The sequence below is a fragment of the Dyella nitratireducens genome, from assembly GCF_014642835.1.
Classification (GTDB): Bacteria; Pseudomonadota; Gammaproteobacteria; order Xanthomonadales; family Rhodanobacteraceae; genus Dyella_B; species Dyella_B nitratireducens.
Genome location: NZ_BMJA01000002.1, coordinates 698955 through 711774, shown reverse-complemented (window position 1 = coordinate 711774; position 12820 = coordinate 698955). Strand labels below are relative to the sequence as shown.

Annotated in this window: 12 protein-coding genes; 6 read left to right on the top strand and 6 right to left on the bottom strand. The window is 56.7% G+C overall.

The window, feature by feature from the left end; translation table 11 throughout:
* Positions 1 to 270 precede the first annotated feature (270 nt).
* Both IEX75_RS14250 and IEX75_RS14245 read right to left on the bottom strand, forming a co-directional pair.
* The gene (locus IEX75_RS14250) at positions 271 to 831 is read right to left on the bottom strand and encodes a phosphonate degradation HD-domain oxygenase (RefSeq protein WP_188794956.1); all 561 of its coding nucleotides are present in this window, start codon (positions 829 to 831) and stop codon (positions 271 to 273) included.
* A gap of 172 nt (positions 832 to 1003) precedes the next feature.
* Positions 1004 to 1960, bottom strand: coding sequence for a LysR family transcriptional regulator (locus IEX75_RS14245; protein WP_229720826.1), 957 nt, complete (start codon positions 1958 to 1960; stop codon positions 1004 to 1006).
* 32 nt (positions 1961 to 1992) lie between these two features.
* Here IEX75_RS14245 and IEX75_RS14240 point away from each other — a divergent pair, with 32 nt between their 5' ends.
* Positions 1993 to 2400: a RidA family protein gene (locus IEX75_RS14240; RefSeq protein WP_188794954.1), complete on the top strand. Its 408-nt coding sequence runs from the start codon at positions 1993 to 1995 to the stop codon at positions 2398 to 2400.
* Between the two features lie 73 nt (positions 2401 to 2473).
* Here IEX75_RS14240 and IEX75_RS14235 read toward each other — a convergent pair whose 3' ends face one another.
* Entirely contained in the window at positions 2474 to 3067 is a 594-nt protein-coding gene (locus IEX75_RS14235; protein ID WP_188794953.1) for a TetR/AcrR family transcriptional regulator, read from the bottom strand.
* 224 nt (positions 3068 to 3291) lie between these two features.
* Between IEX75_RS14235 and IEX75_RS14230 the strand changes: the two genes are divergently transcribed.
* Positions 3292 to 3693, top strand: a complete 402-nt coding sequence (locus IEX75_RS14230) for a nuclear transport factor 2 family protein (RefSeq protein WP_188794952.1) — start codon at positions 3292 to 3294, stop codon at positions 3691 to 3693.
* 21 nt (positions 3694 to 3714) lie between these two features.
* On the top strand, positions 3715 to 4473 hold the full coding sequence (locus IEX75_RS14225; protein ID WP_188794951.1) for an SDR family oxidoreductase: 759 nt from the start codon (positions 3715 to 3717) through the stop codon (positions 4471 to 4473).
* Between the two features lie 124 nt (positions 4474 to 4597).
* On the opposite strand, the gene IEX75_RS14220 is transcribed toward IEX75_RS14225, so the two are convergent.
* The 3 genes from IEX75_RS14220 to IEX75_RS14210 form a co-directional block, all read right to left on the bottom strand.
* Entirely contained in the window at positions 4598 to 5947 is a 1350-nt protein-coding gene (locus IEX75_RS14220; RefSeq protein ID WP_188794950.1) for a carbohydrate porin, read from the bottom strand.
* Between the two features lie 396 nt (positions 5948 to 6343).
* Positions 6344 to 7774, bottom strand: a complete 1431-nt coding sequence (locus IEX75_RS14215) for an alpha-L-fucosidase (RefSeq protein ID WP_188794949.1) — start codon at positions 7772 to 7774, stop codon at positions 6344 to 6346.
* A 489-nt stretch (positions 7775 to 8263) separates the two neighbouring features.
* On the bottom strand, positions 8264 to 8782 hold the full coding sequence (locus tag IEX75_RS14210; RefSeq protein WP_188794948.1) for an STM3941 family protein: 519 nt from the start codon (positions 8780 to 8782) through the stop codon (positions 8264 to 8266).
* A gap of 351 nt (positions 8783 to 9133) precedes the next feature.
* Here IEX75_RS14210 and IEX75_RS14205 point away from each other — a divergent pair, with 351 nt between their 5' ends.
* From IEX75_RS14205 to IEX75_RS14195, 3 genes are all read left to right on the top strand, one after another.
* The gene (locus IEX75_RS14205) at positions 9134 to 11170 is read left to right on the top strand and encodes a M13 family metallopeptidase (RefSeq protein ID WP_188794947.1); all 2037 of its coding nucleotides are present in this window, start codon (positions 9134 to 9136) and stop codon (positions 11168 to 11170) included.
* Between the two features lie 456 nt (positions 11171 to 11626).
* On the top strand, positions 11627 to 11986 hold the full coding sequence (locus tag IEX75_RS14200; protein WP_188794946.1) for a YciI family protein: 360 nt from the start codon (positions 11627 to 11629) through the stop codon (positions 11984 to 11986).
* Between the two features lie 34 nt (positions 11987 to 12020).
* On the top strand, positions 12021 to 12473 hold the full coding sequence (locus tag IEX75_RS14195; protein ID WP_188794945.1) for a DUF1761 domain-containing protein: 453 nt from the start codon (positions 12021 to 12023) through the stop codon (positions 12471 to 12473).
* Positions 12474 to 12820 lie beyond the last annotated feature (347 nt).

Here is a 12820-nt window from a genome sequence, read left to right as displayed (position 1 = left end):
ATTGAACACCACGGACGTTTCCACACGCTGCACCACGGCATGCCGATTGAAGTGCTGCGAAATGATCGCCTTCAGATGCCTCATCCTTGTGAATGAAGCGGGATGGCACATGGCTGAATGTGTTTTATCAGGCGACGCCGGCGCCGAATCAATGATCCGCGGAGTTCCATACGGATTATGGGCGCTACCTTCGTAGGTTGGGGTGCAAACCCCAACATCGCCATGCTGATCCGGGCGAACATGTTGGGGTTTGCACCCCAACCTACGCGCTTAACCGCTTACGGACACCCGTAAAAGAACAGAACGATAGTGCTCCAGTCCCGGCACATCCATATTCTGAATCTTGGCTTCGTCATCCCATTGACGCAGCTGGACCGCGACGCTGGCATTCGGCAACGCCTCGAAAGCCGCCGCTTCCTCGTCACACATCGGACCACCTTGGAGTTGCAGGCTTTCGACGGAAGCGGGCGACAGCCGGCCGAGGTAACCTGGGTCTGTCGCGCAGAGATAGCGCTTCGCGGCGACATGCAAGCGCACCGTTTCAGTAACGTCTTCACCAAACCACCTGGCCAGATAGGCGGCTGCCACTTCTTCGTGAGCGCCATCGACACCGCGTTGCGCAATGTCCTCCGGCAGGCCATGCAGCATGTGGCCGATATCGTGGAGCAATGCGGCCGCTATCGTGGAAGGGCTAGCCTGAGACTGCTCCGCGAAATATGCACACTGCAGGCAGTGTTCAAGCACGGAAACCGGTTCGCCAAAATAGGCCTCTTTGCCCTGTGCCGATAACAGATCCAGCAAATCATCTATGTGTTTGTCGTTCGACATCATCGACTCCGTGGCGAACCCTATCGATGCACCGCTGGTTAGGCCAGCTGCAAGCAGACAGTAAATGCGCCCCGGATGACGGAAAGCGTGCGGATGTCTAGACGACTTGGCGATCTTGTACACCGACCCAACCGAGCGCAAGCGCACGCACGCCCTTCAATCATCCCGCACGTGATCAACCCGATGCGACGGATTTCATGTAATCGATAAATGCTCGCATAGGTGGTGGCACATGCCTTCGCGAGTAGTAATAAATGACCGGGCCGCTGAATGCGGGCAGCCCATGCTGCATAAGGGAAACTAATTTACCTTTGCTGATCCACGTCGACACGTGCTCTTCAAAAGTGAGCAAATAACCTGCCCCGCCCAGGGCCGCAGAAACCGCCACGCGTGTATTGTCAGTGACAAGCCGGTTATGTGGCTCAACGGTGACCAGCTTCCCCTTCCGTGAAAATTCCCAAGGTAGCAGCGTGCCGCCTGGGAAACGATGGCGGATGGCGGGCACGCGCGCGAGGTCTTCAATGCGCGATGGCGTTCCCGTTTTCTTGAGCAGCGCTGGCGCAGCGACAAGCACGTATCGTTGCTTGCCTCCGATGGGAACACTGATCATGTCGGCCGACAGATGCTCGGCATAGCGAATACCGAGATCGAACCCGGCACGCACGATATCGATCAGGGCATCCTCAACGGTAAGCTGGACATCAATGCGTGGATATCGCGCGAGAAAGCCAGGTAGATGAGGCGCCAGGATCAGCTCGGCCGCAGGCGGCGCCGCGTTGATCTTCAATATGCCGGATGGCTCACCGCCCCCTGCCGCGGCGACTTCGACAGCCGCATCCAGCGCGGCGAGTGCAGGTTCCACATGCGTGAGCAGCGCCAAGCCCGCTTCGGTCAAAGCCATGCTGCGCGTGGTGCGATGAAACAACCTTACCTGCATCTGCTCCTCAAGCGCCCGCAGACGATCACTCATTCGCGAAACAGGTACGTTGAGCTTGGCCGCAGCGCGCCTCAACCCGCCCTCCTTGGCGATTACGATAAACAGGTCGAGATCGGTTTCGGCACGCAACTGTGTTCGCATTTTCGGACACCTTGTTCGATATTGATCATATTGTTCGATCACTGTATCGGGCACAAGATGCGCCTAACTCAGAAGGAGCAAGCGCCATGTCCGAAGCGGTATTCAACAATCCCGATACGCTCCCGCCACCGCCGGGTTACAGCCAACTCGTCGAGGTCACAGGTGGAAGGTTCGTGTTTGTGGCGGGGCAAGTGTCACTCAACCAAGACGGATCGCTGGTCGGTGAGGGAGACATCGCCAAACAGGCCGATCAGGTGTTTCACAATCTCAAAGCAGCCGTCGAATCACGTGGCGGCACCTTGAAAGACATCATCAAGTTCACGATGTTCGTCACCAGCATGGCGGCGCTTCCGGCTATACGGGAAGCCAGGGATCGCTATCTGGCTGATGCCAAGGTGAAAAACCCTCCTGCCAGCACCCTGGTTCAAGTGTCTGCGCTCTTTCGTCCCGAATTCTTGATCGAGATCGAAGCCGTGGCATGGTTGAGCGGTTGATGCTTCTCGTCGCGCTTAAGCAGGTACCGCTCGGTTCAATCTATCCTGAAAGAACTCTGGCACTTTTCCGCGTTCAATCGCCAAGCACCTGCAACAACTGCTGACGCCCATCCCTCAAGATCTCATCAGCCAGCGCAGGATCAGCCTCAGCAACAGCACGCGAAAGCATCAGCGCGCCGACCATCTGACTGAACACCGCGATGGCTTTTTTTCTTTTCTCTTGCGGGTTCTCGCCCTCGATCACATTCGCCAGTTGATCGACATTCCATGCCAGCCCGCGCGCGTAGGATTGCCGCGCTTCCTGGCCAAGCCGACGAACATCGCCAGCGAATGCAGTCAATGGACAACCTGCCTCCACATCAGCCATGTGATCGGGGGACAGATACCACTCGACATGCCGCTTGATGGGGTCGACCGCTTCCTCTTTTGACGCTTCGAGGCCCCCCGTAAGCAGGTCCGCGCCGCCTTCCATGGCCCTCTCCATGACCGCGGCAACCAAGGCGTCCTTCGATTTGAAGTGGTTGTAGAAGCCGCCCTGGGTGAAACCTGCGGCCTTGGTCAGCTCTGCCAAGCCCACCGCAGCCACCCCGCGCTCGCGAAAGAGCTTTTCCGCTGCAGCGACGATAGCGCCTTTGTTTTCAATAGCTTGCTTCTTTGAAACGCCCATAAAACCACTCCTGCCCTACGGCCTGGCTGCGCTTTGCCTCGAAATACAATGGTGATCGCCATTGACATTCGATCGAGACGGAGCCATTCTACGCCACATCAATGGTGATCACCATTGTGATTTTACCCCTGCGTCAGGCAGCTGAACACCTGACGCCAAGTAACGCATCGACACATTCGCGCTCGAGCGCACCGCCACTTGAGCCATCGGAACAGGAAACGACCATGTCAAAGACGTCGCCCGAACAGAACAAGGCTCTTGTCATCGAGGCATTCGACACGCTGTTCAACCAGCGCGACTACGCAGCCGCCGAGCGCTTCTGGTCAGACAAGTACATCCAACACAGTGCGCATATCCCGCCTGGCCGTAATGGCTTGTTCAACCTGATTCGCAATATCCCCAGCAGCTTGCGTTACGAGCATGGCCTGATCATGGCCGAGGGTGATTACGTCATCGTGCACGGACGCTTCTCCGGCCATGGCCGTCCTGCGGCGTGGATCGCCGCGGATATCGTCCGCATCGAAAACGGCAAGCTCGCCGAGCACTGGGACGTGCTGCAGGACGAAGCCGCGCAAACCGAATCCCAAAGTGGATTGCCCATGTTCGGCAACCGCTTCCCCGCTTGAACTCAATCTAGGAGAACACCCATGAAACTCACTGGCAACACCATCTTCATCACCGGCGGCGGCTCGGGCATCGGTCGCGGACTTGCCGAGGCGCTGCACAAGCGTGGCAACAAAGTCATCATTGCCGGCCGGCGCCGTAGCCATATCAATGCGGTAATCGCAGCGAATCCCGGTATGGAAGCCGTCGAACTCGACATCACCGATCCGACAAGCATTGATCGCGTGGCAGCCCAGTTGATCGCCGATCACCCTGAACTCAATGTGCTCATCAACAATGCCGGCATCATGCAGCCTGACGGCATTGCCGGAAAGATTGATGACGCATTGCTGACCTCGACCATGTCAACCAATGTGCTCGGGCCGATTCGCATGACCTCGGCATTGATCGAGCACCTCAAGACCAAGAAAAATGCCACTGTGGCATACACGAGTTCCGTGCTCGCCTTCGTACCGTTGGCTGTTACCGGCATCTACTCGGCCACCAAGGCTGCGCTTCATTCCTACGTACTGTCGCAACGCTTCATGCTGCGAAATACGGGCGTTCGCGTGCTGGAGATCGCGCCACCGTGGGTACGCACCGAACTCATGAACAGCCAAGAGGCCGAACAAGCCATGCCGCTTGATCAGTTTATTGCTGAGACGATGGAGGTGCTTGGGACGGATGCGGACGAGATTCTGGTGGATGCCGCCAAGCAGTTTCGTGCCAACGTTGGGCCGAATGAACATGGCTTCGTCAATGGCTTCAATGAGCAGGCGCTGGCGCTGTTTGGTGGTGGTTGAGTTGTTGGCTAGTCATAAGCAACCCTGATAACAAGTTGGCGCGTCTCCTCACCGTCATTCCGGCGAAAGCCGGAATGACGGTGAGGTGCTACGCGGCTTTCACGGATAGAAATTTTTCCTAACCTCAGTAAGAAAACGACAGCGAACTCATCCACGTCAACGAAGGCGGCTGCTTCGGCGTAGGAATGGGATTCACGGTGTAACTCAGCTGGTTGGAAAGGTAGACGCCGCGTGACACGCGATAGACGTAGGAAAGCGAATAGTTACGACTGTAATCCACGGCAGTGAAACCATCTGCCTGCTGCATACGCTCAAAAGAGCGGCTCAGCCGATCAAAGGTATAGCCCAGCGCGACCACGTCGTAAGGACGGCTAAAAGGACCCAGCAAGTAGAACGTAACCCCCATATCTCCGGCATACACGTTTCGATCCGGCGGCGCATAGTCAGCCTTGGCATTGACGTAAAACCCACGGAACGGTTGCGTAGCGTCCGTCTGCAACAACTGATAGTCGCCAACCAGGTAATAAGCATAGTTGTTATTCGCGTAGCCACCGTGGAAATCGGGGAAATGACTCTCGTTGTACATCACGCCCTGACGTAGCCACATCATGCTTTGTTGAGGCGCGGCATCCGTCTGGTAACCCAGTTCATTGATATACAGCGCCTTGGCACCGGGGATATGCCACTTCAAACCCAAGAAATTGTTGTTGTCCCAATCCGCCTGTGGCCCCTTGGGATCCACGCTGCGGGTGACGCCGAAACGCTCGTAGAAATGCTTGTGCGGCGAGGCCAGGCGGAAATTGGCCTCGGGCGCGGTCTTGTTAAAAATGAATCCGACTTCGTAAGGAATGGAACTCCCGACACCGGCCGGCGACGTCGTCGAATTGGTGCCTAACGAAAAGCCGTAAAACTGGTTGCCGAGTTCTTCAAAACCGTACTGCAACTGCACGCGCCCATCATTGAACCGCTGCGTGATGTAGAAGCTGTTGATGGCGAAACCGTTCGGATTTTCCCCGGCATACGAGAACCACTGAACATTCGCGTTGAACACCAATTGCGACGCACCAGCAAACCCGATTCGAGAGAGATCGTAGGTGGCCGTTACAAAGGAGCCAAACCGGTAGGTAGGATCTTGCCCGATATAAAGCTGAGGGTGGGCAGCACGGTTCAACAGATCGAAGGTGCCGCCAAAATTAGTGCCGCCTTGAATCAGCCAGCCATGGTCAGCCAGGCTTGCGCGAAACTTGCCCAGATCCGGCGACATGGTTTCACACGTGCTGATCGCAGGGCTGGTTGTACCTTGCGGTTGCAAGCCGTCATACCGATGGCAAGGGATGATGTCGGGGCCCATGTTGGCACCGGAGGGGTCTATCGAGGTGATAAGCGTCGCGTGCGCGTTGTTGCCAATGGCGGATAAAGCCAGCAGCAAGCTTCCAGCTAACACGAGCCCAATGCGATAAGAAAATGGAGACATAAAAGTCTCTCGCACCCGCTTATTCAACGAGTGGGAAAGCACATAGCTGTTGTGGTGGGGAAAACCTAGCCTCGTTCGTTAACGTAATCGCGCGAGTGGTCCATATACAGTGCCAGATGGCATAGCCAGTTCATTAAAGCGGGCTCTGGCTTTCCGGAAAAGAATGTGAAAAGCGGTCCAAGGAAGCCCCTAACCGCAGCTTCGACTCTAATCTCCGCGCTGATGCTATTTCGCGCGGGTCGTCATTCCGGCGAAGGCCGGAATCCAGTGTGAATACGTCGTGCGAAGCACTCAACATAGATTTTGTGTGCTTTGCACAGCGTATTTGACTGGATTCCGGCTTTCGCCGGAATGACGCCAAACAGAGATGAAGCTTCACATATGAACGAGCGCGACTCAGTCAGTCCTGAGCACAACCACCGTGTCATTCGGATCGAGCGCCTTGCCAGGCAATTGCAGATCAAGCGCCCCACCCTTTTGCGTGTACTTAAGAGGCGCATGCTTCGGATCAGCCAGCAAGTAAGCCTGCTTGACCGGCACATTTACATTTGCCAGATGGAATGCCTCGCCTGGCCAGGTCAACACGTGAATATAGATTTTCCCGGGCCTTGTCGTGGCGCGCCAATCCCAGGTGGGAACCCATTTCGGCTTGTTCTCGCCAACCGTTTTTTCAGTGCTCGAAAACGTTCCGTGGGCACCCGGGAATGGCGTGGGGCCGGTATCGTAAATCGATTCGCCATTGACATCGAGCCACTTGCCAATCGCCTGCAAGCGCTCCGCTTCCGCTGCGGGAATCACGCCTTGCGCATCAGGCCCGACATTGAGCAAAAGGTTGCCGCCCTTGCTCGCCACATCAACCAGCGTGCGCAGCAACTCCTGCGTTGATTTGAAATTCGTGTCGGTCGATTTGTAGCCCCAGGTGTCGTTGATCGTCATGCAGGTTTCCCAGTCACGACCTGGGTAGCCCTGCGCGGGGACATTCTGCTCAGGTGTTTCGGTATCACCCTTGTAACCGCCACCGAGACGATTGTTCCAAATCAGATTCGGATGCTGGTTGAGCAATGCGACGATTTCCGAGGCAAGCTGCGGCGTCATGTCCGCAGTGGGCGTATCAAACCAGATGATCGCCGGTGACGGCTGATAGTTGCTCAGCAACTCCTTCAACTGCGGGATCGCCTTGGTGTGCAAATAGTTAGCAAAACTGCCCTGCTGAGCCTCATCCCAATGGCCGTTATGTTTTGCGTCGAACGTCATCGCGGCGCCACCTGGCGCAGTCCAATCCTGGTCCTGCGAATAGTAGAAGCCCAGCTTGATCCCCTGCTTTTGCGCTTCCTTGGCCAGTTCCTTCAACGGATCGCGCTTGAACGGTGTTGCGTCCACGATATTGAAAGGATTCGCCTTCGAATCGAACATCGCAAAGCCATCATGATGCTTCGCAGTAATGACGATGTATTTCACGCCCGCCGCTTTCGCCAAGGCAACCCAGGCATGCGCATCAAATTGGATCGGATTGAACTGCGGTGCCAGCTTCTTGTAATCGGCAACGGGAATCTTTGCGTTGTACATGATCCATTCGCCGATGCTGTCGACCGGCTTACCGTTCCAAACACCAGCGGGCACGGCATACAGCCCCCAATGAATAAACATGCCAAAGCGCGCCTGCCGCCACCACGCCATGCGTGCATCACGCTGCGCGGGCGTTTCGGTGTCCTGGACCGCGGGAACCGGATGAGTCGAAGGCGCTTGCGGCACCTGCTTCGCGCCCGCCGAAGCGGATAACGCCACCAGCGCCGAAGCCAGCGACACGGCATAAGTCAGCGATTTCATTGCGTATATATCCCCTTCGGTGTCTGCCTCTCGGCATGGATGGCGATACGGCCCGGACCGCCTGGGCGAACCTGGTTCATATATGAACTTATGTTTCAAATAGAAAGCATTCAAGCTGCAACGCAGCATCCAAGGATCACCGCGGCAAACTTGCGAAGCATCGTCACCTTTAATGCTGCCGTGGTCGGAAAGGTCATGTGCGACGCGCTCTTGGCTCAATGCTCCGAACTCGATGCTCGCGTTGATGCGACTTCAGAGCTGGGCGTCATTCCCGCGAAGGCCCACTGCTGTCCGGGGAAGTTTCGTAGCACCTCACGTCATTCCGGCGAAGGCCGAGGCGCTTTACAACAGCGAAGCTGGTCAATCCATGCTTCGTACTGGCTATGGATTCCGGCCTTCGCCGGAATGACGTCTTGAAGAACAATACTTGTCGATAAACCTGAAGCTCAAAGCGCCACCCGCGATTCGATCCGTAAGCAGCAGGCAGAATCAACGTTCTCCCTGCTTCTGATTCTCGATTCCCTGTCGAGACGCAGCCATCTTCACGATCAGTTCGTGCACTTGCTGCACATCAGCCGCCACGCCGCTAAGGTTCAGATTCAACGCAGTGAACCCCATCGCTTCGTTCGCGGACACCATTGCCCGCTTGATGGGAGATAGACGTTGTAGCCAAGGTGTCGGATCGCGCAGTTCGAGACAAATAAAGTCGGCGCTGTTGACCGATCGCACATAAGCGCCAGTGATCTCCGACCAGGGTATGACACCTACCCCAAGCGTTCGATCGAACACACCCTGGTCATCGATGACCAGCCGCGGCCGCGCATCCAGCAGCTGCCATAAGAACAGCGGAATGCCGGCGCCGAAGAACAGAATGCTCATCCACCCTATCCAAGCGTCCCCTCCAGCGTGGTGCATGACGATGAAGACGCCCCCCGCGACAAAGCCGATGGCCGCAATCAGCAATAAAACGTATTTGAGCCTTGAGGCTTTAATAGCGACGGGAATCATGAAGGCATGACGCGAATGGCCGACACTTTTTCCGGCCGAGCTGCAGCCATGACCATGCAGATGTGTCCGCCCATTAAGTTCCCCTTGCCCCTGAGTGCGCCTAAGTTAATCGAAATACCAGCCAATTTCATGCGCTGCGTTTCGGGATATCCGCGCAATCACCCACCCTATCCGAATCGCCTCGCCAATACACTTCATGACAACGGCACACTGAGTGTCGACACCGCACAAATCAAGACATCTCATCAATAACCCTGCCGATGTGACGCCAGTAACATTGGAAGCCTCCAAAACACCCGCTAGCATCAACCCCTTCGAGCACGATGCTCCATAAGCCAGAAAGGGGACGCCATGTTATCGATCCGGAAAGCGGTTCTTGCTGCCTTGTGCCTGTGCCCGCTGGGTGCACTGGCTGCCGATCAGGCGCCCGACTTCAGCAGTACCGATGGGCAGTATCTGGATTGGCTTGATCGCAGCGTCAAGCCAGGCGTCGACTTCTTTCACTTCGCCAACGGCGGCTGGCTCAAGGCCAACCCGATTCCACCGGATCGCGCCGAATGGGGTGCGTATGTGGCGGTCGACTTGGGGAACCAGCGCTTCATCCATGACATGGTGGAAAAGGCCAGCCATGGCACCAAGGCGGCGCCAGGCAGCGTCGAGCAAAAGGTGGGTGATTTCTACGCCAGCGGCATGGACGAAAAGGCAATTAATAGCGCTGGCATCAAGCCGCTGCAGCCGGAACTGGATCGCATTGCCAAGATCAATACGGTCGAGCAGTTGCCGGACGAGTTCGCGCACTTGCAGATGATCGGCGTTGCCGCGCCGCTGTCGCTGCAGCAGATGCAGGATTTCAAGGACAGCAGCAAGGTGATTGCCGTAGCCATGCAGGCCGGGCTCGGCCTGCCCGACCGCGACTTTTACGTGCAAAGCGGCGACGCGAGCGAGAACATCCGCGCGGAATACGTCAAGCACATCGCACGCACTTTCCAACTGCTTGGCGACAACCAGGCGCTCGCGGAAACCGAAGCAAAGTCCGTCATGACCTTGGAAACCAGCCTCGCCAAAGGCTCCATGACCGATGTGGCGATGCGTGACCCGAAAGCGATCTACCATCCGATGGATGTTTCAAGCATCAACGCACTGACGCCGCGCCTGCACTGGCAAGGCTTGATGGCGGGGATTGGCCATCCGGAAATCCATGGTCTCAATGTCGCCACGCCGGATTTCTTCAAGACCGTGAACGTGGAGCTGACGCACACCTCGCTCAACGATTGGAAGACCTACTTGCGCTGGCAGCTAGTACAGACCTACGCACCATACCTGTCGCAACCGTTCGTCGACGAAGACTTCCGCATGGCGTCGGTATTGAACGGCGAAAAGCAACAGAAGCCGCGCTGGCAGCGCGTATTGCGGGCCGAAGACAACGCCCTCGGCTTCGCCATCGGCAAGATGTATGTGGACCAGAAGTTTCCGCCGTCGTACAAGCAAGCGGCAACGCAGATGGTTAACCAGATCCGCGATGCACTGCGCGAAGATCTCAAGACGCTCGCATGGATGACGCCGGCAACACGCGAGGCGGCCATCAAGAAACTGGACATGATGGAGCTGCGTGTCGGCTATCCGGACAAGTGGCGCGATTACTCCGGGTTGCAGATCGATCGCGGCCCCTATGTGCTCAATGTGATGCGCGCCACCACCTTCGAGCAGCAACGCCAACTGGCGAAGATCGGCAAGCCCGTCGATCGCAGCGACTGGGACATGACGCCGCAGACGGTCAACGCCTACTACGATCCGTCGATGAACAACCTCAATATTCCAGCTGGCGTACTGCAACCGCCGCTGTACGATCCGTCCTGGCCGGATTCGGTGAACTACGGCAACACCGGCGCAACGATCGGCCATGAAATGACGCATGGCTTCGATGACCAAGGCGCACAGTTCGACGGACACGGTAATTTGAAGAATTGGTGGGCGCCGTCAGACCTGAAGAAATTCCAGGCTGCCGTGAAGTGCGTCGCCGATCAATATTCGCAATACACCGTCGCCGACGGTGTGCATGTTCAGGGCAAGCTGGTGACTGGTGAAGCCATCGCCGACCAAGGTGGTTTGATCCTGGCATGGCGCGCGTTCCACGCCCAGCCGGCCTTTGTAAACGCCAAAACGATCGGCGGCTTTACGCCCGATCAGCAGTTCTTTATTGCCTACGGACACTCCTGGGCCATGGCCACTCGCCCGGAAACGGCAAAGACCCGCGTCACCACCGATCCGCATCCGCCTGAGATTTATCGCACCAATGGTGTGCTGGCCAACATGCCGGAATTCCAACAGGCGTTTGGGATTGTTCCACCGAGCCCGATGGTCAAGGTGGATCGCTGTGTGATTTGGTGAGGCATGCATATTGCCTCATCGTCATTCCGGCGAAGGCCCATTGCTGTTCGGGGAATATTTTGTCGAAGCTCAGAAAATTGCCGCTCTATAGGCGCTTTTTGCAAAGGAATGCAGCGAGGAACTTGTTTTCACCATAGTCTTCAATCTTGCCTTATCGTCATTCCGGCGAAGGCCGGAATGACGGTGAGGTACTACGAAACTTCCCCAGACAGCAGTGGGCGAAGGCTGGAATGACGGTTCGCTTTGAAACAACCTTGACGCGCAGTTTACTGTTCGCCGAAGTGAGAGAGAGAAAACCACGGGGACCTCAGCCTAAGTCAGCAAGGTGCGTGGAATGGCGTTTACGGAACATCGAGCAGCTTGTGCCCCCTCCTCCCATTGTCCGTTTCGACACACGCCATGCGTCGAGATAGGTGAATAGACCGAATCATCACCCTCGATAGGGAGAGAGCCACCATGAAGACGTATCTGCTCGCCATGTATCAACCTGGCGCGGAGGGCGACATGCCTTCGCGCGAGGCGCTGGAGAAAGTCATGCGGGAGGTTCGGGACATCCGTGAGGACATGAAGGCCGCTGGAGCCTGGATTTTCTCGGGTGGCCTGGATTCGCCAAGCACAGCCACCGTGTTACAGCGTCATGCTGGTGACGTGCGCACGACCGATGGACCGTTTGCTGAAACGAAGGGATATATCGCCGGCCTTACGATCATCCAGGTTCCCGATCTGGATGCGGCACTGGAGTGGGCTCGGAAACTGGCCAAAGTGATTGGGCTTCCTATGGAAGTACGGCCCTTTCTGGAGCGGAGCGTTGACTAACGTTGCATCCACAATCAAAAAGGTGGGAAACGCCATGAACATGATCAAGCAAACCATATTGCCCGTCATAGCGGCCCTGGTCGCTGCGATGGTGATAAGCAGCATCTGGTATAGCCCCATGCTATTCGGCCCATCATCGGTCGCACTGCGGGGCGAATGGTTTCATGTCCAACCCGATGCCTATGTCGCTCCGTGGAAATCGCTCGTCGAGATAGTGCGGGAAATCGTCATTGCCTACGCGCTTACCCAGCTCGTCGCCAAACTCAATATCACCCGCCTTACGGATGCTGCGACGCTCGGGTTCTGGATGTGGATGGCCTTTCCCGTCTCGATGCTCGTGGGCGCGAGCCTATGGGATGACAAGCCTTGGGCGCTGAGCTTTATACATGCCGGGGACTGGTTCACCAAAATGCTGGTGATGTCGATGGTTATTACCCTGACGCGTCGCCTGGCATCCGCATCGCACGCATCACGATCTAACGCGTAAATCCACGGCAGTAACCTTTTGCATACGCCGCGTAGGCATAAGCCAACATCTCAAAGCACCTGTCACCGACAGATGGCACGCGCCTTTTATGCGATGGTGCGCCAGTCGGGCGTGTCCATCCGCTGTGATGACCACGACACGCCCGACATGATGTGAAGTAACGCGGATCGCCCGAGTAGCAGCTCAGACGACCCGCTGGCCACCATCAACTTACCAGGAGTCAAACAGTGGTTAGATCGAATCATACGGCACCAACACGTCTTCGTGCCCCCGCCACGGTGCTTTTTCCTTACTTCACCGCCGCGCAGGCTGCGCGTCGTCGAGCCAAAGTGGGCATTCGTCGAAAC